The organism is Archangium sp. Cb G35 (assembly GCF_001896145.1).
Classification (GTDB): Bacteria; Myxococcota; Myxococcia; order Myxococcales; family Myxococcaceae; genus Archangium; species Archangium violaceum.
In genome coordinates this window covers 91960-115559 of sequence record NZ_MPOI01000017.1, presented here as the reverse complement: position 1 = coordinate 115559, position 23600 = coordinate 91960, and the positions used below count along the sequence as shown (strand labels likewise).

The 23600-nt window shown below is 70.1% G+C and carries 20 protein-coding genes; 14 read left to right on the top strand and 6 right to left on the bottom strand.

Annotated features, from left to right (window positions below; genetic code table 11):
• Positions 1 to 10: 10 nt before the first annotated feature.
• Together BO221_RS42715 and BO221_RS42710 are read right to left on the bottom strand one after the other, a co-directional pair.
• Entirely contained in the window at positions 11 to 2632 is a 2622-nt protein-coding gene (locus BO221_RS42715) for a DUF4962 domain-containing protein (RefSeq protein WP_073566682.1), read from the bottom strand.
• 111 nt (positions 2633 to 2743) lie between these two features.
• Positions 2744 to 3565, bottom strand: coding sequence for a mechanosensitive ion channel family protein (locus BO221_RS42710; RefSeq protein WP_073566681.1), 822 nt, complete (start codon positions 3563 to 3565; stop codon positions 2744 to 2746).
• A 444-nt stretch (positions 3566 to 4009) separates the two neighbouring features.
• Here BO221_RS42710 and BO221_RS42705 point away from each other — a divergent pair, with 444 nt between their 5' ends.
• Positions 4010 to 5959 (top strand): glycoside hydrolase family 15 protein, encoded by a 1950-nt coding sequence (locus tag BO221_RS42705; protein WP_073566680.1) that lies wholly within the window; start codon positions 4010 to 4012, stop codon positions 5957 to 5959.
• 15 nt (positions 5960 to 5974) lie between these two features.
• Here the strand turns inward: BO221_RS42705 and BO221_RS42700 are convergent, their stop codons facing one another.
• Both BO221_RS42700 and rpmF read right to left on the bottom strand, forming a co-directional pair.
• Positions 5975 to 6379: a DoxX family protein gene (locus tag BO221_RS42700; RefSeq protein ID WP_073566679.1), complete on the bottom strand. Its 405-nt coding sequence runs from the start codon at positions 6377 to 6379 to the stop codon at positions 5975 to 5977.
• A gap of 140 nt (positions 6380 to 6519) precedes the next feature.
• On the bottom strand, positions 6520 to 6708 hold the full coding sequence (gene rpmF, locus BO221_RS42695; protein WP_043409813.1) for a 50S ribosomal protein L32: 189 nt from the start codon (positions 6706 to 6708) through the stop codon (positions 6520 to 6522).
• Positions 6709 to 6958: 250 nt separating this feature from the next.
• Here rpmF and plsX point away from each other — a divergent pair, with 250 nt between their 5' ends.
• The 10 genes from plsX to ribD all read left to right on the top strand — a co-directional run bounded on the left by plsX (position 6959) and on the right by ribD (position 15972).
• Positions 6959 to 8023 (top strand): phosphate acyltransferase PlsX, encoded by a 1065-nt coding sequence (gene plsX / locus BO221_RS42690; RefSeq protein ID WP_073566678.1) that lies wholly within the window; start codon positions 6959 to 6961, stop codon positions 8021 to 8023.
• A gap of 48 nt (positions 8024 to 8071) precedes the next feature.
• Positions 8072 to 9055, top strand: coding sequence for a beta-ketoacyl-ACP synthase III (locus tag BO221_RS42685; protein ID WP_073566677.1), 984 nt, complete (start codon positions 8072 to 8074; stop codon positions 9053 to 9055).
• 29 nt (positions 9056 to 9084) lie between these two features.
• Complete coding sequence (fabD, locus tag BO221_RS42680; protein WP_073566676.1) at positions 9085 to 10017, top strand: ACP S-malonyltransferase; 933 nt, start codon at positions 9085 to 9087, stop codon at positions 10015 to 10017.
• 1 nt (position 10018) lies between these two features.
• Positions 10019 to 10765: a 3-oxoacyl-[acyl-carrier-protein] reductase gene (gene fabG / locus BO221_RS42675; RefSeq protein WP_073566675.1), complete on the top strand. Its 747-nt coding sequence runs from the start codon at positions 10019 to 10021 to the stop codon at positions 10763 to 10765.
• Positions 10766 to 10870: 105 nt separating this feature from the next.
• Complete coding sequence (gene acpP / locus BO221_RS42670) at positions 10871 to 11113, top strand: acyl carrier protein (RefSeq protein WP_043409801.1); 243 nt, start codon at positions 10871 to 10873, stop codon at positions 11111 to 11113.
• Between the two features lie 78 nt (positions 11114 to 11191).
• Complete coding sequence (gene fabF, locus BO221_RS42665; protein WP_073566674.1) at positions 11192 to 12448, top strand: beta-ketoacyl-ACP synthase II; 1257 nt, start codon at positions 11192 to 11194, stop codon at positions 12446 to 12448.
• 90 nt (positions 12449 to 12538) lie between these two features.
• Positions 12539 to 12988 (top strand): ribose 5-phosphate isomerase B, encoded by a 450-nt coding sequence (rpiB, locus tag BO221_RS42660; RefSeq protein WP_073566673.1) that lies wholly within the window; start codon positions 12539 to 12541, stop codon positions 12986 to 12988.
• 32 nt (positions 12989 to 13020) lie between these two features.
• Positions 13021 to 14277, top strand: coding sequence for a serine hydroxymethyltransferase (gene glyA, locus BO221_RS42655; protein ID WP_043409741.1), 1257 nt, complete (start codon positions 13021 to 13023; stop codon positions 14275 to 14277).
• Positions 14278 to 14295: 18 nt separating this feature from the next.
• Positions 14296 to 14793, top strand: a complete 498-nt coding sequence (nrdR, locus tag BO221_RS42650; protein ID WP_047856817.1) for a transcriptional regulator NrdR — start codon at positions 14296 to 14298, stop codon at positions 14791 to 14793.
• A 6-nt stretch (positions 14794 to 14799) separates the two neighbouring features.
• Positions 14800 to 15972: a bifunctional diaminohydroxyphosphoribosylaminopyrimidine deaminase/5-amino-6-(5-phosphoribosylamino)uracil reductase RibD gene (gene ribD, locus BO221_RS42645; protein ID WP_073566672.1), complete on the top strand. Its 1173-nt coding sequence runs from the start codon at positions 14800 to 14802 to the stop codon at positions 15970 to 15972.
• 22 nt (positions 15973 to 15994) lie between these two features.
• Here the strand turns inward: ribD and BO221_RS42640 are convergent, their stop codons facing one another.
• Positions 15995 to 16492, bottom strand: coding sequence for a PilZ domain-containing protein (locus BO221_RS42640; protein ID WP_073566671.1), 498 nt, complete (start codon positions 16490 to 16492; stop codon positions 15995 to 15997).
• 102 nt (positions 16493 to 16594) lie between these two features.
• Here BO221_RS42640 and BO221_RS42635 point away from each other — a divergent pair, with 102 nt between their 5' ends.
• Genes BO221_RS42635 through BO221_RS42625 form a run of 3 tightly spaced genes read left to right on the top strand, consistent with a single transcriptional unit; the run spans position 16595 to position 21107 of the window.
• Entirely contained in the window at positions 16595 to 19729 is a 3135-nt protein-coding gene (locus tag BO221_RS42635) for a serine/threonine-protein kinase (protein ID WP_073566670.1), read from the top strand.
• Positions 19726 to 20619, top strand: a complete 894-nt coding sequence (locus BO221_RS42630; RefSeq protein ID WP_073566669.1) for a sigma factor-like helix-turn-helix DNA-binding protein — start codon at positions 19726 to 19728, stop codon at positions 20617 to 20619. The genes BO221_RS42635 and BO221_RS42630 overlap by 4 nt, the downstream gene beginning before the upstream one ends.
• A 23-nt stretch (positions 20620 to 20642) precedes the next feature.
• Complete coding sequence (locus BO221_RS42625; RefSeq protein WP_073566668.1) at positions 20643 to 21107, top strand: SRPBCC family protein; 465 nt, start codon at positions 20643 to 20645, stop codon at positions 21105 to 21107.
• Here BO221_RS42625 and BO221_RS42620 read toward each other — a convergent pair.
• On the bottom strand, positions 21080 to 23497 hold the full coding sequence (locus BO221_RS42620) for a YfhO family protein (protein ID WP_143196013.1): 2418 nt from the start codon (positions 23495 to 23497) through the stop codon (positions 21080 to 21082). The genes BO221_RS42625 and BO221_RS42620 overlap by 28 nt on opposite strands.
• Positions 23498 to 23600: the final 103 nt, after the last annotated feature.

Here is a 23600-nt window from a genome sequence, read left to right as displayed (position 1 = left end):
GCTCCAGGTCTCAGCGCGTGGGCGGGCGCGAGCGGCGGCGCCGGCAATGGGCGAGCACTCCGCCCAGGGCGAGCAGGCTCCATGTGAAGGCGAGTTGTTCTCCACCCACGGCACAGGACGGGCCCACGCGGAAGCGGGAGGTCCCGGGCTCAGGCGCCTCGAGGGGCGGCATCGCCGAGGTGGTGCCTTCCTCGGGGTCGTACTCACCGGAGTCGGAGGCCGAGGGCTCGAGGTCGATCGGGGGCTGGGGATCGGCGGAGTCCACGGGGGGGACGTCAGCCGGAAGCGGAGCGTCGCTCCTTCCCACCACGATGGCGTCGCCGTCGCGATGGAAGGGGACCTCCACGCCGTTCCAGAGGACGCGGGTGGCCTGGGGCGCGTGGACGCGGGGCGAGCCCTGGCCGTTTCCAGACAGCCGCAGCGTCTCGGTGGCGAGCCCGTCCGCTTCCAGCATCCGGATGCCATCCGTCTGGCTGATGAGCGTACGCGAGGCATCGGAGAGGCTCGTGCCCTGGACGAGCAGCGCCCGGGTGGGCGTGGTGCCCTCGTAGCGCACGGCACCGGCGAGGCCCTCCAGCCGGAAGCCCCCCGCGCTCCGGCTCTGTCCGGGCAAGTCGTTGAAGAGGGCGTAGACGGTGGCGGTGCCCTCGGTCACCTTCAGTCCCGCATCGGGTGTCCGCGCGTCGAGTGTCATCACCACGGGGCGCGAGGCCCAGGCCGACTCCGGCGTGGGCACCAGGGCGGTGAGGAAGGTGACGTTGGCGGAGGCGGTGGTGGGCTTCACCTCGGCGTGGGTGACGGAGCCGGTGGCGTTGAACTTCTGGACGTGGACGGGCTTCTGCTCGGTGAAGGTGGCGTCGAAGGACTCAGGGGCCACCACCGCGACGCCGAGGGCCTGGCCGTTCTCGCCGCGCCCGTGGAGCCAGGTGCCCTCGCGGGCCGCGCCATTCATGAAGTGGCAGGACCACCGGTACACGTGGGAGCGCGAGGCCTGCACCACGTCCCGCAGCACCACCCACTTGCGGTCGAGGAAGAGGGCATGCCGGTCCCAGCGGCGCAGCCCGAAGGTGGAGGCGTAGAGCGAGGCGCCGTCGCCGATGGTGTAGCCGTAGTGCTCGCTGGAGCCGAAGAAGGGGATGCCGCCCTTGCGGTCGAGGTACCAGCTGTAGGACGCGGCGGAGTCGCTCCGGTCGCGTACGCCCTCGCCGAGCTGCCCCACGCCGTCGATGGTCAGCGAGTTGTGGAAGACGGTCTGGTTGGCGGCGGGCCCCGGCGAGCCCGTGTGGCCGATGTAGTAACCGGGGGCCTCGGGGGCGAGCCACGAGCCCTGGCCATACAGGTAGAAGCCGTTGTCGTCGGCGTGGTCGTGGCTGATGTTGAGGGTGCCGCGAGGCTCCATACCGCTCTTCAGCCACTGCCACCCGGCCATGCCGCCATACGGGCCGTTCTTGAGCGCGAACAGGAGCGAGCCCTTGTCCCAGCCGCCTCGGAACACGGCCACCTGCTGGTTGTCGCCGTACCAGTCCAGCGGCAGGGCTCGCGGGTCCGCGGCGCGCAGGGAGGCGTCATGGAAGAGGAACTCGAAGACGCGCTGGTTGAGCTCGGGCGCGTAGCTGCTGAAGGTGGTGCCGCGCAGCCAGGTGTCCGCCGTGGCCTGGGCCACCGGGTCCCGGTAGCGCGTGGCGGCGTAGCGCAGGGGCATCAGCCCCATGTCCTTGCTGATGGCGTAGAAGTTCCCGTGGAGGAGCAGCGATTGATAGGGCCGCTCCGGGAGCTGGGTGGCCGCCAGGGCGCGTGGCATGGCCTTCACCAGGGCCAGGTCACCCACGTCCGTGCCGGTGACGCGCTGGAGCGCGCTGACGAAGGGCAGGTGCCAGCTCAGCCCGTACGTGACGTAGCCGAAGCCCTCGTGCCAGAGGCCATCGGTGACCAGGTCCAGCACCCGCTTCACCTTGCGCGCGTTGCCGGTGGCCAGTTCCAGCCACGGCTGCGTGGTGCTGTCCGGCAGCTCTCCCCGGGTGGCGAGCGCCGCGAGCCCGATGGCGGCATGGTTCACCCAGTTGTGGTTCTGCAGGTACTCGTCCGCCCACCACTCGCCGCCCTTGGAGGACTGCATCAGGGCGTTGGCGTTCTGCTGGAGGGTGGCGCGGACGCGGGAGGCCTCGGTGGCGGAGAGTTTCGGGGCCACCAGGTCGTAGGCCACCGCGACGCCTCCGAGCAGGTGCGCCTGGATGAGGTCATGCGTGCCGTCGAGGTCCAGGTTTCCCCATGAGGAGACCGTCAGCAGCCAGTTCCTGGCCAGCTCGAGGTGACGGCTGTCGGTGGACATCTGCCCCACGAAGGCGAGCACCACCAGCAGGTTGCCGACCTCGCGGCGATCCAATTGCAGCGTCTTCCCGGCCGTCTTCCAGGTGACGAGCCCCGAGGGCGCGACGGTGCTGTCCAGATAGCTCGTCGCGCCCTTGAGCAGGGGCTGGTAGATGGCCTGGTGGGTCGTCTGCGCCTTCTGGCGCAACGCCTCGACCTGGGAGGCGTCGAAGAAGAGGCCGGGGTGGGGCCCCGCGAGCGCGGGAAGGGACACCCACAGCACCAGCCAGGACAGCGCCCACCCACGCGTGAGGAAGTGCTTCATGCGGGGTGGATGCCACCCTTTATTCCGCCCACTTCCCACACAGGGGCGGTGGAGGGCCCGCCCGCCAGGCCGGGGGTCGTCCTCCGGGCCTGGACGTGTCCGCCCGGATGCTCAGCTGGCCTTGGCGAGCGGCTGCGGGGCGGCCGGCTGGGGGACGCCGTACCTGGAGGCCAGGAGGATCTCCGCGACGGCCTGGGAGATGGCGGCCTGGGTGGCTCCAGCCTGGGTGGACTTGCAGAACGCGCCCACGCCCAGCACGGGCCCGGCCGCGGTGAACTCCACCACCTCGACGTTGGGGGCGGGCTGCTCCTGGACTCCGGGCACCACCGCCACGCGCTCTTCCAGAGCGCGGATCATCATGGCCACGTCCACACCGTGCAGCAGCGGCACCTTGATGGTGACCTTGCGGTTGGGGTGGTGGGTGAAGTTGATGATGTTGTCGCCGAACAGCCGGCCGTTGCCCACGGAGATGCGCAGGTTGTCGCCGGTGTCGACGGTGGTGGCGAACAGGCCAATCTCCTGCACGATGCCGGTGGCGCCGCCCGCGGAGATCTCATCGCCCACGCGGAAGGGACGCAGCACGAGCAGGAAGACGCCCGCGGCGAAGTTGGACAGCAGGCCGGACCAGGCCGTGCCGATCGCGATGCCCGCGGCCGCCAGCAGCGCGGCGAACGAGGTCGTCTCCACCCCCATCATTCCCAGGATGGCCAGCAGCAGGAGGATGGTGAGGGAGCCCACGAAGAGCGACTCGATGTAGCGGATGAGCGTGGCGTCGAGCTGGCGCTTCTGCAGGGCCAGGTTCAGCACTCGCTGGAACCCGACGATGACCGTCCGGCCCGCGAACCACAGCACCAGCGCGCCCACGGCCTTGAGGATGAACGGGAGGGCTTCCGTGAGGGCCAGCGACTTCAATTGATCAATGAGTGCTTCCATGGCGTTCCTGCGCGGGGCGGTGTTTGAGGATTGTTTGGGTTCAAAGTGTTTTTCCGTGAACCCTTGGCAATCTATAGAAACGGAACTCTCGGGGAGAAGAGGGGGGGATGGTTTTCCAGTCCCTCAAAAGGCAAGACACGCGCTCATCACGCGGTGGCTTGCCACGCGGTGACATGTGCATGGGCCAGGCCAGGGGAGCCCGGCGCGTAGAGCCGCGAAGGAACGTGCCTCGGGCCTGGCGGTGGACGTGATGGGGCTGTCCTGACGTGGCGGCTGACGTGTCAGTCCAGGCGGCTGACATGTCAGCGCGGACGGAGCACGTGGACCCGCCGTCAATTCCCCGATTCTGGCGGTGCGTGGCGTGAATGTCCGGCTGGTGTCCGCCCGGGTTGGCGTCGTGGTCCGCGAGGGTTCCTACCCTTGGGGCAGGAGAGGGCAGCGTGCATGGACCTCTACAGTGCCGCCAAGCGGATGAACCGGCCGTTCCGGTTCTCGAATCCGGCGTCGTACCGGGAGATCTCCCTGGCCAGCCGGGGACTGATCGGGGACGGCATCACGTGCGCCCTGGTCCGGCCGGACGGTGTCATCGACTGGCTATGCTTTCCCCGCTTCGACAGCCCAAGTGCCTTCGCGGCGATCCTCGATGACGAGCGGGGTGGCTTCACCGGCATCACCCCGGCGGTCTGGCCCTTCGAGAGCCTGCAGCGCTACGACCCGGACACCAACGTGCTGGAGACGCTCTTCCGCGTCGAGCGCCAGGGCGTGGTGCGGATCATCGACTACATGCCGTGGACGAACGATCCCCGGGCCACCATCCACGAGGTGCACCGGCGCATCGAGTGCGTGGAGGGCTCGCTCGAGCTGGACGTCGTCTTCGATCCGCAGTTCAGGTTCGGCGAATCGGAGACGCGGGTGGAGCTCGAGGAGCATGGGCTGGTCGCGAAGGGCGCCCGGGGCGAGCGGATGGTCGCGGTGCTTGATGGGGAGGCGCACTGGGCGCCGCGGGGCGGGTCGGGCCTGCGGACGCGCATCCGGCTCGGCAGGGGAGAGCGGCGCTGGATGATCCTCGCGTGGGACTCGGAGCACCCGGAGCCCGTGGCCGCGTACCGGCCCTACGAGCTGCTCCGGGCCACGCGCCAGGCCTGGCGGGAATGGTCCCGGCAGCTCCAGTACGAGGGGCCATGGCGGCACCATGTGCTGCGCTCGGCGCTGGCGTTGAAGCTGCTGATGTACGCGCCCACCGGCGCCATGGTGGCCGCGGCCACCACCTCGCTGCCCGAGTGGATTGGAGGGCCTCGCAACTGGGACTACCGCTACAGCTGGGTGCGTGACGCGGCCATGGCCGTGCGGGCCACCAATCTGATCGGCTACCCGACCGAGTCCCGCGAGTTCTTCTACTTCGTGCGCGACACGCTCAAGCACGGCGAGCCCCTCCAGGTGATGTACTCGCTGGATGGGGGGCCGGTGCCCGAGGAGCGGATCCTCGAGCACCTGTCCGGGTTCCAGGGCTCGAGCCCCGTGCGGATCGGCAACGATGCGCGGGATCAGCTCCAGTTCGACACCGCGGGGGCGCTGCTGGACGCGGCGTATCTCTACGAGCGGTTCGGGGGCCGGCTGCCGCTGCGCACCTGGGCGCTGCTCAAGCGGGTCATCGAGACCACCGCCCGCCGCTGGCGCGAGCCGGATCACGGCATCTGGGAGCCGCGCCGGGAGAAGCGGCACAACGTGCACTCCAAGCTGATGTGCTGGCTGGCGCTCCACCGCGGCCGCCACCTGGCCCGGCTCTTCGCCGAGCCCGCGCTCCAGGAGTTCTGCACCTACGAGGCGGAGCTCATCCGCCAGGACATCCTCCAGCACGGCGTGGACCCCACGGGCCGGCACTTCGTGGGCTTCTATGGGGGCAACGAGCCGGATGCTTCGCTGCTGCTGCTGCCCATCGCGGGGTGCTTCCGGGCCTGCGAGCCGCTCGTGCAGGGCACCATCGACTGGTTGCGCTCGGAGCTGGGGGCGGGCCGTTTCCTGCGCCGCTACCGGATGGACGATGGGGTAGCGGGGCCGGAGGGCGGCTTCCTGCTGTGCGGCTTCTGGCTCGTCGAGGCGCTGGTGCTGTCCAACCGGCTGGATGAGGCCGAGAAGGTCTTCATGTATCACGCGGAGGCGGCCAACCACCTCGGGCTGCTCGCCGAGGAGGTGCACCCGCTCACGCGCGAGCAGCTGGGCAACTTCCCCCAGGCCTTCAGCCACCTGGGACTCATCAACGCCGCGGCGCGCATCGATCTGGCGCTGCGGATGCGGGACGAGGGCGAGCTGGCTCCCCCGCATCTGCTCGAGTCCGAGCCGCCCCCCATCGCGGGCAGCTCCTGCCATGACGCGTGGCTCGGGCCGGGGCCGTGAAGGGGAGCGGGGTGCTCAGCCCATCGCGGGCTGGACGGAGGGCCGCGGCTCGGCGGCGCCTCGCGACACCCGGTGCCAGAGCTGGTGCGAGGTGAGCATCACGCCGAGGAAGATGAGCGGCCCCATCACATTGCCCGTCGGATCTCCCGAGGCGTAGTGGGACACCGAGGCCGAGATCAGGTTGATGGTGAATCCCGCGTAGGCCCACTCGCGCAGCGTGCGCGGCACCAGCGGCACCAGCAGGGCCACCACGCCCAACAGCTTCGCGGTGCCCAGCAGGACGCGGAAGTAGTCCGGGTAGCCGAGGTGGCGGAAGCCCTCCACCACCTGCGGGCTGCCGGAGAGGCCCGAGAATCCCGAGTACGACATCATCAGGCAGAACAAGCCGGTGACGGCCCAGTACGCGATCTTCAACTTCATGTGGTGTGTGCCTCCCTGTCGTGCCGGGGGCGGGGAGCCACGGCCGGCGCGGCCGGGACACTAGAGCCGTTCGGTCCAAAGCAGAAAGGCCGCCCCTCGCGAGAGGGAGCGGCCTTCGTGCCTTCCAGTGGAACTGGAGATCAGGCCTGAGCGCCCGGCACCGTCTCACGGCCCTTGTAGTGGCCGCACGCCGCGCAGGCGCGGTGGGGGAGCACCGGCTCCTTGCAGTTGGAGCACGAAATCACCTGCACCGCGCTCCGCAGGTTGTTGTTGGCCGCCCGGCGGCGGTCACGACGCATCTTGGACGTACGCTTCTTGGGAACACCCACGGCTCACCTCTATATCGTCACGGCCCTGGACTCCGGGGCTTCCCCACCAGTCCCGACCGGCAAAAACTCGGAAGGCGGCGGACCCTAGCCGCTCGGAGCGTGTGAGTCAACGCGCCTGTGCGGGGTTCGCCGTGCCCTGTCCAACCCTGACCTGGCTGCCCCCATTCTTACGTCCCCGGGCCCGGGGGTGTCCACCCGCTTGCTCTCCGTGCTCCCAGCCTTGGAGCGTCCATGGAAGGATGCGCCCGCGATGAGGCTCGTCCTGGATGCGATGGGGGGTGACCATGCCCCCGCGGCCCCCGTGGAGGGGGCCCTCTTGTTCGCGCGCGAGCACCCGGCGCACGAGGTGGTGTTGGTGGGGGACCCGGTGCGGCTCCGGGAGCCCCTGGCCCGGGCCGGGGGGCTCCCCCCCAATGTGCACCTCCACCCCGCCTCCCAGGTGGTGGAGATGGAGGATCACGCCTTCTCCGCCATTCGCCGCAAGAAGGACTCCTCCCTCCGGGTGGGCTTCGAGCTGGTGCGCCGGGGGGAGGCGGACGCCCTGGTGTCGGCGGGGCACTCGGGCGCGGTGATGGCGGGGGGGCTGCTGGTGTTGGGCCGCATCCCCGGGGTGGAGCGCCCGGCCATCGCCACGCTGCTGCCGGCCCTGGAGGGCGTGGGACGCTGTCTGCTGCTGGACGCCGGGGCCAATGTGGAGTGCCGGCCCGTCCACCTGGCCCAGTGGGCGGTGCTGGGCGCCGCCTACGTGCGCGCCCGCCTGGGCATCCCCCGTCCCCGGGTGGCGGTGCTCTCCAATGGCGAGGAGCCCTCCAAGGGCTCCTCCCTCACCCGCGAGGCCTCCGCGCTGCTGCGCGCCTCGGATCTGGACTTCACCGGCTACGTGGAGGGGAAGGATCTCTTCTCCGGGGAGGTGGAGGTGGTGGTCACCGATGGTTTCACCGGCAACGTGGTCCTCAAGACGTCCGAGGGCGTGGCGGCGGCCGTCACGGGGCTTCTGCGCTCGGCCATCGAGCGGCGCGGAGGCCTGCCGGAGAAGCTGGGCGCGCTGCTGCTCCAGCCCACCTTCACCGGCCTGAAGAAGGTGATGGACTACGCGGAGTACGGCGGCGCGCCGCTGCTGGGGATCGAGGGCGTGGGCATCGTCGCGCATGGCCGCAGCTCGCCCCGGGCGATCCAGAAGGCGTTGGAGGCCGCCCTGCAGACGGCCCAGGCTGGATTGCGCACCGAGTTGACGCGTTGCATCGCGGACGCCTCCGCCTGGCTCCCCGCCCGGCAGCGGGGAAAGGGAGCGACAGCCGAGGCCTTTTCCGATTAGAGAGCGCGCCCGAGGCGTTCGTGTCCGGTACACCCACAGGGAGTCCCCTTGGCACGCACGCAAATCATCGGTACCGGCTCGTACGCACCGGAGAAGGTCCTGACCAACGCCGACCTCGAAAAGATCGTCGATACGACCGACGAGTGGATCACCGCGCGTACCGGTATCCGCAAGCGCCGCGTGGCGGCGCCGGGCGAGGCGACCAGTGACATGGCCGTGCAGGCGGCCCGCCGTGCGCTGGAGATGGCGGGAGTGCGGCCGGAGGAGCTGGGGCTCATCGTGGTGGGCACCGTCACGCCGGACATGCCCATGCCCTCCTGCGCGGCGGTGGTGCAGGCCAAGCTGGGCGCGAAGAACGCCTTCGCCTTCGACGTGTCGGCGGCGTGCTCGGGCTCGCTCTACGCGCTCAACGTGGCGGACCAGTTCATCCGCACCGGCCAGGTGAAGCGCGCGCTGGTCATCGGCGCGGAGATGCTCAGCCGGGCGGTCAACTGGGAGGACCGCAACACGTGCGTGCTCTTCGGGGACGCGGCGGGCGCCATGGTTCTCGCGCCCACGGAGGACGCGGACCGCGGGCTGCTCTCCACGCACCTGTACACGGACGGCTCCTTCGCGGACATCCTCTGCATCCCGGGTGGCGGCACGAGCAAGCCCACCTGTGAAGAGGTGCTGAAGGAGAAGCTGCACACGCTGCACATGAATGGCCGAGAGGTCTTCAAGTTCGCGGTGCGCGCGCTGGCGGACTCGACGCACACGGCCCTGAAGTCCAACGGGCTGCACGTGCGGGAAGTGGACCACGTCATTTCGCACCAGGCCAACATCCGCATCCTCGAGGCCGTGCTGCAGCGGCTGGAGCTGCCGGTGGAGAAGTGCTGGCTCAACCTGCACGAATACGGCAATACGTCCTCCGCGTCGCTGCCCATGACGCTGGACGAGGCCAACCGGGCCGGCCGGCTCAAGCAGGGTGAGGTGGTGGCGATGATGGCCATCGGCGCGGGGATGACGTGGGGCAGTGCGGTGATGCGCTGGTGACGCGCTGTTGAAAGGGAGGGAGCAGGAACATGTCGAAGATCGCGTTCGTCTTCCCAGGGCAGGGCAGCCAGGCTGTCGGCATGGGGAAGGACCTGTACGAGAAGTTCCCCGAGGCCCGGGCCGTCTTCGAGGCGGCCGACGAGGCGCTGGGCGAGAAGTTCTCCCAGGTGTTGTTCGAGGGACCGGAGGCCGCGCTGAAGCTGACGGCCAACACGCAGCCCGCCATCCTCATGGTGTCCGTGGCGGCGCATGCCGTCTTCTCCAAGCGGGGACCTGTGCCGGCCTTCGTGGCGGGGCACTCGCTGGGTGAGTACTCGGCGCTGGTGGCGGCGGGCGCGCTGCAACTGGCGGACGCGGTCCGGGCGGTGCGGGCCCGTGGCACCTTCATGCAGGAGGCCGTCCCCGAGGGCGTGGGCGCCATGGCCGCGGTGCTGGCCCTGGATCCGGCCAAGGTGAAGGCGGCGTGCGACGCGGCGGGCGAAGGCCAGGTGGTGTCCCCGGCCAACTACAACTCGCCGGAGCAGACGGTGATCGCCGGCAACGCCCAGGCCGTGGAGCGGGCCATCGCCAAGGCGAAGGAGATGGGGGGCAAGGCGAAGGTGCTGCCCGTGTCCGCCCCCTTCCACTGCGCGCTGATGGAGCCGGTGAAGCCCCGGCTGGCCGAGGTGCTGGCGAAGGTGAAGGTGTCCGCCCCCTCCGTCCCGGTGGTGACGAACGTGGAGGCGGCCGCCAACAGCGACGCCGCTCGCGTGGTGCCGCTGCTGTTGGAGCAGGTGAGCTCCTCGGTGCGTTGGGTGGAGAGCATCCAGTACCTGCACGCCCAGGGCGTGACGCGGGTCGTCGAGGTGGGCCCGGGCAAGGTGCTCAGCGGCCTCATCAAGCGCATCACCAAGGATATCGAGTCGTTCAACGTCGAAGACTCCGCGAGCCTGGAGAAGACCCTCGCGGCACTGGGAGCCTGAGATGAGCGCGTTCAAGGACAAGGTGGTGCTGGTGACGGGTGGCTCCCGGGGTATCGGCCGCTCCATCGCCCTGGGCTTCGCGAAGCAGGGCGCCACGGTGGTGTTCAGCTACGCGGGCAACGAGGCCGCGGCGCAGGAGACCCTGGGCCTCATCCAGGCGGCGGGCGCCAAGGGCGAGGCGGTGCGCTTCGACGTGTCGGACGCCACCGCCTGCGCCAGTGCCGTGGAGGGTGTCCTCAAGACGCACGGCCGGCTGGATGTGCTCGTCAACAACGCGGGCGTGGCCGTGGACGGCCTGGTCATGCGGGTGAAGGACGAGGACTGGGACAAGCAGCTGGACACCAACCTCAAGGGCGCCTTCTCGCTCATCCGCGCCGTCAGCCGGCCGATGATGAAGCAGAAGGGCGGGGCCATCATCAACCTGACCTCCGTGGTCGGGGAGATGGGCAATGGCGGACAGGCCGCCTACTCGGCTTCCAAAGCGGGCCTCATCGGCCTGACCAAGTCCGTGGCCCGCGAGCTGGCCAGCCGGAACATCCGCGTCAACGCCGTGTCCCCGGGTTTCATCGGCACGGACATGACCTCGCACCTGGGCGGGGAGACGCGGGAGAAGATGGAGGCCGCCATCCCCCTGGGGCGCCTGGGCTCCCCGGAGGACGTGGCCAATGCCGTCCTCTTCCTGGCCAGTGATGCGGCCGCCTACATCACCGGAGAAGTCCTGAAGGTGAATGGCGGCATGTACATGTAGCCAAGGGTTGGATCGGCGACGGTCGTGGGTTATACCGCGCCCGCCTTTACATAGGTCCGGGGAGTATGCCGGGCCACCACGCGGTTCCTGGAGGGTTCAATACCTATGTCGACTTCTGCTATCGAGGCCAAGGTCAAGAGCATCATCGCCGATCAGCTGGGCGTGGGGGAGGAGGAGATCAGGCCGGAGTCCTCCTTCATCGAGGACCTGGGCGCGGACAGCCTCGACATCGTGGAGCTGGTGATGGCGATGGAGGAGGAGTTCGAGGTCGAGATCCCCGACGAGGAGGCCGAGAACATCAAGAGCGTTGGGGACGCCATCAACTACATCAACACCCACAAGAAGTAGGCATCGCCGTAGGGCCGGGGAGCGCTGGACCCCCGCCAGCGTTCCATGGCAGCAGCGCGTATTTGAGTGGAGAGCAACGTGTCAAACCGTCGAGTCGTCGTCACCGGCACCGGAATCATCACGGCACTGGGAACCGGGACCGAGAAGAACTGGCAGGCGATGCTCGCCGGCAAGTCTGGTATCGGACCCATCACCCGCTTCGAGACGAAGAAGATCGATACGAACTTCGCCGGTGAGGCGAAGGACTTCGAGCCGGAGCAGTTCATCGACAAGCGCGAAGTGCGCCGGATGGACCTGTTCTCCCAGTTCGCGCTCGCCGCGGCCGAGATGGCCGTGAAGGAGAGCGGCCTGCCGGTCGGTCTGGACAAGCCCAACGGCTATGCGCCCGAGAAGGTGGGCGTCATCGTCGGCTCGGGCATCGGCGGCCTTTCCTCCCTGGAGGAGCAGCACCGCAAGGGGCTGGAGAAGGGCTTCGACCGTCTGTCTCCCTTCTTCATCATCCAGATGATCATCAACATGGCGCCGGGCCTCATCTCCATGCGCTATGGCTGCAAGGGCCCCAACTGGGCGCCCGTGTCGGCTTGCGCCACCAGTGCCCACGCCATCGGCGAGGCCTGGAAGTCCATCCGCCTGGGTGAGACGGACGCGGTCATCGCCGGCGGCTCCGAGGCAGCCATCACCCCGCTGGGCATGGGTGGCTTCTCGGTGATGAAGGCGCTGTCCAACCGCAACGACAACCCGGCGGCCGCCAGCCGTCCCTTCGACAAGGATCGCGACGGTTTCGTGATGGGCGAGGGCGCGGGCGTCATCGTGCTCGAGGAGCTGGAGCACGCGAAGAAGCGCGGCGCCAACATCCTGGCGGAGCTGGTGGGCTACGGCGCCAACTCGGACGCGCACCACGTGACGCAGCCGGCCCCCGAGGGCGAGGGCGCGGCGCGCTGCATGCGTCTGGCGCTGCAGTCCGCGGGGATGAACCCCGAGGACGTGGGCTACATCAACGCGCACGGCACCTCGACGCCGTTCAACGACGCCAACGAGACGAAGGCCATCAAGGCGGTCTTCGGGGCGCACGCCCGCAAGGTGGCCGTGTCCTCCACCAAGTCCATGACGGGCCACATGCTGGGCGCGGCCGGTGGCGCCGAGGCGGTGGTGAGCGTGCTGACGCTGCAGCGCGGCGTGCTTCCGCCGACCATCAACTACACCACGCCGGATCCGGACTGCGATCTGGACTACGTGCCCAACCAGGCGCGTGAGCAGCGCGTGGACGCGGTGATGAGCAACTCGTTCGGCTTCGGCGGCACCAACGCGGTGCTCGTCTTCAAGCGCTTCAAGTAGCACCAGCACCCAGCACTCCCTCTCCCCCTGGGAGAGGGCCGGGGTGAGGGTCTCCCCACCCCGGGTCCGAGTGGAAGAGGGAGGGCTCACGTGAAGATCATCATCGCGTCGGATCATGCGGGTCTGGAGCTGCGCCGCGAGCTGGTGAGCGCGCTCCAGGAGTTGCGCGCCGAGGTCCATGACGTGGGCCCCACCACGAACGCCTCGGTGGACTACCCGGACTTCGCGAAGACGGTGTGCAAGGCGGTGGCGGCGGGCGAGTACCAGTACGGCGTGCTGGTGTGCGGAACCGGGATTGGCATGAGCATCACGGCCAACAAGTACCGGGGCATCCGCGCGGCGCTGTGCACCAGTGAGTTCGAGGCGCGCATGACGCGGGCCCACAACGACGCCAACGTGCTGTGCCTGGGCCAGCGCGTCGTCGGAGCGGGGCTGGCGCGCAGCATCGTGGAGGCCTTCGTGGCCACGCCCTTCGAGGGCGGCCGGCACCAGAAGCGCCTGGACAAGATTCGCGAGGCCGAGTCCGAAGGCGGACGCTGAGGCCCTCGTTCCCAACCGAGGAGAGCGTGTCCATGGAGAACATCCGTAAGCTGGCCGAGGTCGATCCGGAGATTGCCAAGGTCGTTCACGACGAGACGCGCCGCCAGGAAGAGGGCCTGGAGCTGATCGCCTCGGAGAACTTCGTGAGCCCCGCCGTGATGGAGGCGATGGGCTCGGTGCTGACGAACAAGTACGCCGAGGGCTACCCGGGCAAGCGCTACTACGGCGGTTGCGAGGTGGTGGACGTGGCGGAGAACCTCGCCATCTCCCGGGCCAAGGAGTTGTTCGGCGCGGACTACGTCAACGTCCAGCCGCACTCCGGCAGCCAGGCCAACATGGGCGCCTACATGGCGCTGATGAAGCCCGGTGACACCATCCTCTCGCTGGACCTGAACTCGGGCGGCCATCTCACCCACGGCGCCGCGTTCAACTTCTCCGGCAAGCTCTACAAGATCGTCCACTACGGGCTCACCAAGGACACCGAGACGCTGGACTACGCGCAGGCCGCGGCGCTCGCCAAGGAGCACAAGCCGAAGGTCGTGGTGGTGGGCGCCTCGGCGTACCCGCGCACCATCGACTTCGCCAAGTTCCGTGAGATCGCCGACAGCGTGGGCGCGGCGATGATGGTGGACATGGCGCACATCGCCGGCCTGGTGGCCGCGGGCGTGCACCCCTCGCCGGTGCCCCTGGCGGACATCGTCACCTCCACCACGCACAAGACGCTGCGTGGCCCGCGCGGTGGCCTCGTGCTGAGCAAGGAGCAGTACGCCAAGACGCTCAACAGCCAGATCTTCCCGGGCATCCAGGGCGGTCCGCTGATGCACGTCATCGCCGCCAAGGCCGTGGCCTTCCGCGAGGCGCTCAGCCCCGAGTTCAAGGCCTACCAGCGGCAGATCGTCGCCAACGCCCAGGCCCTGGCCGAGGCACTCAAGCGCGGGGGCCTGCGCCTGTGCTCGGGCGGCACGGACAACCACCTGATGCTGGTGGACCTGCGCCCCAAGAACCTCACCGGCAAGGTGGCCGAGGAGGTTCTGGGCAAGGCCGGCATCACGGTGAACAAGAACATGATCCCCTTCGACCCGGAGAAGCCCATGGTGACGTCGGGCGTGCGCGTGGGCACGCCGGCCGTGTCCGCTCGCGGGATGAAGGAGGCGGAGATGGCCACCGTCGGCGCCTTCGTCGTGGAGGCGCTCGACAACGCGTCGGACGAGAAGCGGCTGGCCAACATCCGCTCGCGCATCGAGGAGTTCACCCGGAGCTTCCCGCTCTACGCCTCGCGGCTGAAGTAACCCTCCCTCTCCCTATTCATGCGTTGCCCCTTCTGCCAGGACGCCGAGAACAAGGTCATCGACTCGCGCGAGTCTCACGAGGGGTCTGTCATCCGCCGGCGCCGCGAGTGTCTGCAGTGCAAGCGGCGCTTCACCACGTACGAGCGGGTGGAGGAGCTCTACCCGCTCATCGTGAAGAAGGACGGGCGGCGGGAGACGTTCGATCGGGACAAGCTGCTCGCGGGGCTGAAGAAGGCCTGCGAGAAGCGGCCGGTGTCGGCGGATCAGCTCGAGGAGACGGTGGTCGCCATCGAGCGGTTGCTGCAGGGCATGGGCGAGAAGGAGGTGCCCTCGTCGGTCATCGGCGAGGAGGTGATGCGCCGGCTGCACGGCCTGGACGAGGTGGCCTATGTCCGCTTCGCCTCGGTGTACCGGAGCTTCCGTGACATCTCCGAGTTCATGGAGGAGCTGAAGGATCTTCTGTCTGACCGGACGCGGGAGCTCAAGCCGCCGCGTCCCGCGGGCAAGGACGGTTGACGGGCCATGCGGCTCTTGACGCGAGCGCGGATGCAGAAGCGCACCCCCCGGGCGAAGCGCACGGAGGACTTCGACAAGGCGGTGGCGGAGTTCTTCATGCGCCTGGCGCTGGAGGAGGCCTCCAAGGGACTCGGTCGCACCAGCCCCAACCCCGTGGTGGGGGCGGTGCTGGTGAAGGGCGGCCGGATCATCGCGCGCGGCTACCACCGGCGGGCCGGCACGGCACACGCCGAGGTGGTGGCGTTGGAGGCCGCGGGCGCCAGGGCCCGTGGGGCGGACCTCTACACGACGCTGGAGCCGTGCGACCACTACGGGCGCACCCCGCCGTGCAGCCAGGCCGTGCTCGATGCCGGTGTGCGCCGCGTCTTCGTCGGCTCGTCCGATCCCAACCCCAAGGTGAATGGCAAGGGCGTGGCGCGGCTGCGGCGCGCTGGCGTGGAGGTCGTCACCGGCGTGCTGAAGGAGGAGGCCGACAAGCTCAACCGGCCCTTCTTCAAGGCCATGAGCACCGGCCTGCCCTACGTCACCCTGAAGGCGGCGGTGACGTTGGATGGCAAGCTGGCCACCGCCACGGGTGACTCGCGCTGGGTGACGGGTGAGCAGGCCCGGGCGTGGGTGCACCGGCTGCGCGACCAGGTGGACGTCATCCTCGTGGGCGCCACCACCGTCCAGCGCGACAATCCCCAGCTCACCACGCGGCTCCCCGAGGGCTCGGGGAAGGATCCGGTGCGCGTGGTGGTGGACTCGCACCTGCGCCTGTCCCCGAAGCTCACCGTCTTCACCCAGCGCTCTCCGGCGCGCACCGTGGTGGCCACGCTGGAGGAGCCCACGGGCCGCAAGGCGAAGCGTTTCATCGCCGCCGGCGCCGAGGTCTGGCGGATGCCCGCGAAGCAGGGCCGCGTGGACCTCGAGGCGTTGATGCGCCGCCTCGCCAGGGAGGGCCTCAACCACGTGCTGGTGGAGGGCGGCGCGGAGATGTACGGCTCGTTCCTGCGCGGAGGGCTCGCGGACGAGCTGCTGCTCTTCGTCGCCCCCAAGCTCATCGGGAGCGAGGGCCTGTCCTGGTCCGGCGCGCTGGGCGTGAAGCAGATGGCCCGCGCACTCACGGTGGGCAAGCTCTCCTTCGAGCAGGTGGGGGAGGATCTGCTGCTCCGGGCCCGGCTCTCCGAGCCGGGGTGAGGGCCCGGTCCCGCGCGGCCGCTCAGGCCACGATGTAGCCGAGCGCCAGGTCGAAGATCAGCATCTCCAGCCGCTCGTGGTCCTCGTCGCTCACGTTCTCGAAGGTGAAGGAGACCCGCTGGTTGCCCTGCTCGGAAGGCGGGGTCGCCGCGACGATGCGTGCACGGCCCACCACCGGCGCCTCGTCCTGCCCGGGCAGCCACAGCGCGAAGCCGCTGAGCGTGCCCTCGCCGGGGGCACCCCCCATCAAGCAGGAGAAGCCTCCGGAGGAGATGTCCAGGGTGCGGCTGCGGACGGCGCCGGCTCGGAAGCTGACGTCCACGTGCATCCCCTTGGGCACGCGAAAGCTGCGCCGGGCGGTCGCTCCCGGTTGTACGTTCTGACCCTGGGCCGCGAGCAGGGAGCGTGCGAGTTGCTCGCGAGCCTCCAGATAGAGCGCCCGCTCATCGCTCGTGTGCAGCCGGCGGCGCGCGCGTTCGTGCAACTCCCGGAAGTTCGTCAGCCAGACGGACAGATCCATACCCCCCATTATAGCGTGGTTTTTCGGACAGTTCCGCCAGCCGGGCCCTCGCCGGGAATCGGATATACAAGAAATCCCTGACCCTGATAATTTGAGCGGCGGATGGGGTGCCCAGACGAAACGACGCTGAGCGACTTCCTGGTGGGACTTCTGCCGGAGGCGCGCAGGCAGGAGGTCCTGGCGCACGTGGAGGGCTGTGCCGCGTGTCAGCGGGCGCTGGCGGCGGGCGGCGATTCCACGCCGACGGCCGGTGTCCCGGAAGCGTCTCCCCCGGGGAGTCCCGAGCTGCTGGCCCGGGGCGCCACGCTCTCGCGGTACGTGGTGCGGGAGCGGCTCGGCTCCGGGGCCATGGGGGTGGTGTACGCGGCGTATGACCCGGAGCTGGACCGGCAGGTGGCCCTCAAGCTGCTGCGTCCCGAGGGCCGCCATGTGGAGGAGCTGAAACAGCGGCTGCTGCGCGAGGCCCAGGCGCTGGCCCGGCTCTCCCATCCCCATGTCGTCGCCGTGCATGACGTGGGGGTGTGCGGAGACGGCGTCTTCCTGGCGCTGGAGCTGGTGGACGGCACCACGCTGGCGGACTGGTTGAAGGAGCCGCGGCCCTGGCGCGAGGTGCTGCGGGTCTTCCTGGACGCGGGGCGGGGGCTGGCGGCCGCGCACGCGGCGGGGCTGGTGCACCGGGACTTCAAGCCCGCCAACGTCCTCGTGGGCCGGGATGGACGGGCCCGGGTGACGGACTTCGGACTGGCCCGTCCCGCCACTCGCGCGGGCGCACTCCCGGAGACGCCCACGGCCCCGCCGGCCGTGCCGGAGGAGGACTCGCTCGGACAGCTCACCCGGACGGGCGCGCTGCTGGGGACTCCGGCCTACATGGCGCCGGAGCAGCTCGACGGCCATGGGGTGGACGCGCTCTCGGACCAGTTCAGCTTCTGCGTGGCCCTCTACGAGGCGCTCCACGGGGTACGTCCCTTCGATGGCCTGAGTCTGCGGGAGCTCGGCCGGGCCGCGCGCGAGGGCAAGGTGAGGGCGCCCGGGCGCGACTCGAAGGTGCCCGCGCGGGTGCGCAACGCGGTGCTGCGTGGGTTGCGGCCCCGGCCCGAGGATCGCTTCCCCTCCATGGAGGCCCTGCTGGAGGCGCTCGCCCCGGGCCCCAGCCGCGTGCGCACCTGGGTGGCCGTGTCCGCCGCCACGGCCTGTCTGGTGGGCGTGGCCGTGGGCTACGTGGTGGCGCACCGGCGCGACGTGCGCTGCACACAGGAAGTGGAGAAGCTCGACGCGGCCTGGGGGCCCGCACGGCGAGACCGGGTGCGCGCGGCCTTCCTCGCCACGAACAAGCCGTATGCCGCGGACGCCTGGGAGAAGCTCTCCTCCGCGCTGGATGCCCACGCCTCCCTCTGGCGCTCGCTGCGCACCGAGTCCTGTGTGGCGGCGGACGATGGTACCTCGGGCCCCGCCTTGCAGACGTCCGCGTGCCTCGACGCCCGGCTGTGGCAGTTCGCCGCCGTCACCGAGGTGTTGGAGAAGGCGGACGCGCAGACGGTGCAGAACGTGCCGCAGCTCGTGGCCTCGCTCGAGGGACTCGCCGGTTGCCGGGACGCTCCGGCCAGCGCCACCCGGCCCCAGCCGTCCGAGCTGCTCCGCCCCCGCGTGGATGCCGCTCGCCGCAAGCTGGCCGAGGCCCGTGCCCGCATGGAGGCCGGCAGGCACGCCGAGGGCATCGAGATGACGTCGGCCCTCCTGAAGGAGGTGGACGGGCTCGACTACCGGCCGTTGGAGGCGGAGGTGCTCTTCCTCCTCGGCCAGCTCCACGGCCACGCGGGCAAGTCGAAGGAGGCCGAGGACATCCTCTACCGCGCCCTCTGGGCCGCCGAGGCCGGCCGCGATGACGAGACGGTGGCGCGCGTCTGGGTGCTCCTCGTGTGGATCGTGGGAGATCAGATGGCGCGCGTGGGGGAGGCGGATCGGCTCGCCCAGCACGCCCGGGCCGTGGTGGAGCGGCTGGGACGCGAGCGCTTCCCGGCCATCGCCACGGATCTCCACCTGCGGTTGGGCGGGGTGCGGCTCGTCCAGGGCAAGCTGGAGCAGGCGGACGACGAGCTCACCCAGGGCCTGGAGCTGTCGCGCAAGACGTACGGGCCCGACAGCCTGCGCACCTCCTATTTCCTCTCCAGCCTGGGCCGGGTCCGCTCCCGTCAGAACCGGCCCGCGGAGGCGTTGGCGTTGTACCAGCAGGCCCAGGAGCTGCGGGAGCGGCTCTGGGGCTCCGAGCACCCCGCGCTCGCCCTCAATCTCAGCAACCTCGCCACGGAACTGCTGTCCCTCGGACGGCCCGACGAGGCGATCGCCGCGTGGCGCCGCTCCCTGTCGCTCCTGGAGGCCTCGCGTCCCCCGGATCATGCGAGCCTCGGCCCTCCGCTCAACAACCTCGGCTCGGCGCTGCGCGATCGGGGCCGGCTGGACGAGGCCCGGAAGTACCTCCAGCGGGCGTTCGCCATCTTCGAGCGCAGCAAGGGCCCGAATCATCCCAACACCGCCACCGCGCTCAGCGCGCTCGGGATGGTGGCCTACGACTCGCAGAATCTCGACGAGGCGCTGGGCTACCAGCGGCAGGCGCTGGAGCGCGTCCAGAGCGCGCTGGGCCCGGACTCGCCGCGGGTCGCCGCGCCGCTGATGTACCTCGGGATCGTCCAGCACCGGATGGGCCGCCACGACGAGGCCCGGCGCCACCTGCTGCGCGCCCTGCACCTGTGGGAGAAGGAGAACGGCCCGGAGAGCGCCACGGTCAACAACGCGCTGCGCCCCCTGGCCCGGCTCGAGCTGTCGGCCGGGGCGCCCAGGAAGGCGCTCGCGTACTGCCAGCGCGCCCTGGGGAACGACGAGCGGGCACAGGGGACGGAGACCCCGGACGTGGCGATGGATCTCGCGTGCGTCGCGGAGGCGCACCTGGCGCTCGGTGAAGCGGCGCGGGCCGTGCCGCTGCTCGAGCGGGCCCGGAGTGTCATCGAGCGGACCCCGAGGGATCCGCTGGAGGAGGCGTGGGTCTCCTTCCTGCTGGCCCGGGCGCTCGGAGAGCAGGAGCCCGCGGTGGAGCTCGCGCGTGCCGCCGTCCTGGCGGAGGAGGCGCGGGCCGAGATGGCCGCCCTGGGCACACGGGCGCGCCTGGAGTTGCGCGAGGTGACGGCCTGGCAGGAGCGGCACCCGGCTCCGTCCTCCGTGGCGCGCAAGGCGGGGGCGCCATGAGCGGGACACGGGAGGACGAGTCCCTCTCCGCGCTGCTGCGGGCCCATGTGCCGCCGGAGCGGAGCGCCGGATGGGAGGGGGTGGAGGGCCTGGAAACACTCCTGCGGGAGCTGCTGGGGAAGGGGCGGGAGGCGTGGCCCGCGGTCACGCTCCCGGCGGAGACCTTCGTGAGGCACCTGGCCCGGCACCTGCCCGCGGAAGGAGGCGCCGAGGTGCTGCGCCAGCTCCATGGGGCGGATCTGTACCTCGCGTGTGCCTGCGCCGTGGGCGAGCGCCATGCCCTGCTCGCCTTCGAGCAGCATGTCCTCCAGAAGGTGCCCGCGCGGCTCGGGCAGATCGCCGCGTCCACCGCGGACGAGGTATTGCAGGTGATGCGCCAGCGGTTGTTGCTGGGCCGGGGAGACACCCCTCCGAGGATCGCCGACTACTCGGGCCGGGGCTCGCTGCTGTCCTGGGTGCGCATCATCGGGGTGCGCATCGTGGGCGAGCTGGCGAGCCAGGACGGGCGCCAGGAGCTCTTCGACGAGCCGCCGGAGACGCTCGCGCGGATGCTGGCGCCGGGTGATCCGGAGAGGGATCTTCTCAAGGAGAACTCGCGCCAGGCGCTCGTCACCGCGCTGAGGACGGCCCTGGCCGCCATGCCCGAGGGGGAGCGCGCCCTGTTGCGCCTGCACCACATCCATGGCCTCACCATGGACCGGCTGGCGACGATGTATGGCGAGCCCCGCTCCAGCATCGCGCGCCGGGTGATGCATGCCCGCGAGCGGTTGCTGAAGCTCACCCGTGGGGAGCTGGCTTCCCGGCTGAGGCTCGATGGCTCCGAGCTGGAGAGCCTCCTGGGGCTGGTGCGCAGCAGGTTGGATCTCAGCCTCAACCGCTTGATGGACTGAAAGAGAATACCGGAGCGCATGCCATGGCCCTTGAGTTCACCGTACGGAAGGAGATCGCCGCGTCACCGGAGCGTGTCTTCGACGCCCTGAAGGACCTGGACGCCGCGAGCAGGTGGATGCCGAACTTCGTGGGCATCGAGAAGCTCACCCCGGGCAGATTCGGGGTGGGAACGAAGTGGCGCGAGACGCGGCGTATGTTCGGCAGGGACGCCAGCGAGCTCTTCGAGGTCACCGGGCTGGAGCCCAGCAAGTCGCTCGAGCTGTACGTGGACGGGACGCAGGGCAGCTCGAAGCGCGGACACTACCGCTTCCGCTACCGGCTCGAGCCCTCGGGCGGGAAGACGGCGCTGACCATGGAGGCGGAGATCGGCGGGATGGGGTTCATCCTAGAGCTGTTCGGCCGGTTCCTGCTGGGCAGCTTCAAGAAGGCCATCATCTCGGACCTGGAGGCGATGGCGGGCTACATCGAGGGCTCGAAGAAGGCCTGAGCCCGCCTCCGGCGCTCCACGAGCACCGCGAGCCCGAGCAGTCCCAGGGTCGCCAGGGAGATGACGGCCCCGAGCACCAGATGCGGCGTGCGGTAGGTGAAGGTGACGCGGTGGGAGCCCGCGGGCACGCGCACGCCGCGCACCGCGAGGTTGGCCGGGAGGACGGGCGTGGGCTGTCCGTCCAGCGTCGCGCTCCACCCGTCGTAGAAGGCGTCGTTGAGCACCAGGGCCGCCGGCGCGCGTGCGTCCACCTCGAGCTCCACGGACTCCGGCGCGTAGTGGACGATGCGCACCTGGCCGGGCTCTCCAGGCGAGGCGGGTGCCTCGTCGCGTGGGGTTCCGGGAGGGCACTCCAGCACGGCCTGCTGGTGGGGATGGAAGGTGCGCGAGAGCAGGAGGGCGCGAGCGGAGGGCTCGTCCGGCACGCAGACGGGCGTGGCCAGGTAGGCGCGAGGCAGCGTGTTCGGATGGTTGAGCAGCACCACGCCCGGCCCCAGGAGGCGATCCTGCCCGAGGACGACCTTCGGGTTGCCGGAGATCTGCTGATAGGTCCGGGTCTCCAGGGTGAGGTAGCGCACGTGGTAGAGGCCGGCGAGGCGGCCCCACCAGAGCTGGGCGGAGTCGGGCGAGTAGAGCAGCCCGGCCATCCGCCGGGAGGCGGCGGGCAGGTAGGGCCCTGCGCTCTCCATGTGCCAGAGCGCGGGCGTATCCGGCGCGAGCCCCGCGACGAAGTTGATGGACATGATGTCCACGGGATGGAGCTCCTCGGGGACCTCGCGGGGTGAGAGATCCTCCGCGCCCGCGAAGACCCGCGGCCGCACCGCGCCCGCCTCCGCCTCTCGCTGCACGATGACCTTCATGAAGCCCGTGGGCTGTTCAAGCACGTCCGGGTAGGTCACGTGGTAGGTGCCCTCGTTGGCCTGGTAGAGGGCGGCGAACTGGAGCCCGAGGAGGAGCGCCACGCCCCGTGCCGGGGGGAGGGCTCGCGCCAGCGCCGCCAGCACCAGGCCCATCAGCGCGAGCGTGATGGCGCCCACCCCGGTGGCCTGGAGGAAGTTGCCGTGGAGCACCTCCAGGGTGGGGGAATCCGCCCTCTTCCAGAGGGAGTGGATGACGCCGCTGGAGAACAGCCGCAACCGCCACTCGCCCAGCGCGAGCAGTCCACAAACACCGGCGAGCACGAGACCGGCCCGGCCGAGCCGCCGTGACAGGGTGGAATCCCGGAGGACGGCCTCCAGCCCGGTGCCAGCGCCCAGGGCGAAGGGGAACAGGACGTAGGGCAGCAGCTTCTCCGGGTAGCGGAAGGCATTCCAGAGGGGAACCCACTGGTAGAACCAGCGGTACAGCGGGAAGTGGTTCGCCAGCGTCAGGGCGAGGATCGCCAGCGTGACGGCGGACACCTTCCAGGTCAGCGGGTGGCGCCGCCAGGTCCACAGGGCGCCGCCGAGCAGCAGGACGGCCGGGAGTCCCATGTACACCGAGCTCACCCAGAAGCCCCCCATGCCTGTCCGGAACAGCTCATTCGCCATCACGCTCGAGGCCGCCGTGCCGGACCCCGGGTCGAGGAAGATCGCCCCGAGGGCGAGCTCGAGCAGCCGCAGGGGATGGAACGGGAAGAAGGTGGCCACCTGGAGCGTGGGCGCGCTGGGCCAGGCGTTCTTCACCGTGGTGAGGATGGGGAGGATCTGCACCGCGGACAGGAGCGCGCCGAGCACGATGAGCAGTCCGGCCCGGGGGGCGGCCCGCAGCGCGCCCGGGCGATCCGGGCGCAGCAGCACGAGCACCAGCAGCATGCCGTTGCACAGAGCGAAGCTCTGGGCATCTCCACTGAGGAGGACGAGGCACAGCGGGAGGGCGGCGGCGGTGGCGCGGCCCACGGAGGGCGCACGCAGGAAGCGCTCGGCACCCCAGAGGGCCCAGGGGAACGTGGCGGCCGCCATGAGGTAGAGCAGGTTGTTGCTGATGCCCACCATGTAGCCGCATAGCGCGTAGGTGAGTCCCGAGAACAGCGCGGGACCGCGGCCCAGGCCCCACAGCCGGCCGAAGAGGTACGTGCCGCCCAGCGCCGCCATATAGGACAGCAGGGTGATGAACTTGAGCGCCATCCCCAGCGGCAACAGCAGGTAGAGCAGGTTGGCCGGGTGGAACGCGCCGGAGATGAGCATGCCCGGGTAGGGCTGCCCCAGCGCGTTGTACGGGTACCAGTCCGGGAACTGGAACTGCGAGACGCGCTCGGCCCAGTACTGCTTCAGCGGGTAGTAGACCCGGAGGATGTCTCGCGAGGCGAAGATCTTCCCGGAGAAGGCCGCCCGGTGGAAGTAGAGGAGGGGAAGGGCGAAGGCCGCCGCCACCACCGCGAAGCGGGTCCTGGCTTGCTGGGAGAGGGGCATGGGCTTCGAGTCGGTCGCGTGGAAGCGGCCGACCACCTTGCCAGGAGCACGTATCGGACAGCAATCCAACTCCGCCGAGCGCTCGTCCGGACACGCTCCGTAC

Coding starts and splice junctions, on each gene's coding strand:
- BO221_RS42715 (WP_073566682.1), bottom strand. CDS start 2,632: ATGAAGCACTTCCTCACGCGTGGGTGGGCGCTGTCCTGGCTGGTGCTG.
- BO221_RS42710 (WP_073566681.1), bottom strand. CDS start 3,565: ATGGAAGCACTCATTGATCAATTGAAGTCGCTGGCCCTCACGGAAGCC.
- BO221_RS42705 (WP_073566680.1), top strand. CDS start 4,010: ATGGACCTCTACAGTGCCGCCAAGCGGATGAACCGGCCGTTCCGGTTC.
- BO221_RS42700 (WP_073566679.1), bottom strand. CDS start 6,379: ATGAAGTTGAAGATCGCGTACTGGGCCGTCACCGGCTTGTTCTGCCTG.
- plsX (WP_073566678.1), top strand. CDS start 6,959: ATGAGGCTCGTCCTGGATGCGATGGGGGGTGACCATGCCCCCGCGGCC.
- fabD (WP_073566676.1), top strand. CDS start 9,085: ATGTCGAAGATCGCGTTCGTCTTCCCAGGGCAGGGCAGCCAGGCTGTC.
- fabG (WP_073566675.1), top strand. CDS start 10,019: ATGAGCGCGTTCAAGGACAAGGTGGTGCTGGTGACGGGTGGCTCCCGG.
- acpP (WP_043409801.1), top strand. CDS start 10,871: ATGTCGACTTCTGCTATCGAGGCCAAGGTCAAGAGCATCATCGCCGAT.
- glyA (WP_043409741.1), top strand. CDS start 13,021: ATGGAGAACATCCGTAAGCTGGCCGAGGTCGATCCGGAGATTGCCAAG.
- nrdR (WP_047856817.1), top strand. CDS start 14,296: ATGCGTTGCCCCTTCTGCCAGGACGCCGAGAACAAGGTCATCGACTCG.
- ribD (WP_073566672.1), top strand. CDS start 14,800: ATGCGGCTCTTGACGCGAGCGCGGATGCAGAAGCGCACCCCCCGGGCG.
- BO221_RS42640 (WP_073566671.1), bottom strand. CDS start 16,492: ATGGATCTGTCCGTCTGGCTGACGAACTTCCGGGAGTTGCACGAACGC.
- BO221_RS42635 (WP_073566670.1), top strand. CDS start 16,595: ATGGGGTGCCCAGACGAAACGACGCTGAGCGACTTCCTGGTGGGACTT.
- BO221_RS42630 (WP_073566669.1), top strand. CDS start 19,726: ATGAGCGGGACACGGGAGGACGAGTCCCTCTCCGCGCTGCTGCGGGCC.
- BO221_RS42625 (WP_073566668.1), top strand. CDS start 20,643: ATGGCCCTTGAGTTCACCGTACGGAAGGAGATCGCCGCGTCACCGGAG.
- BO221_RS42620 (WP_143196013.1), bottom strand. CDS start 23,497: ATGCCCCTCTCCCAGCAAGCCAGGACCCGCTTCGCGGTGGTGGCGGCG.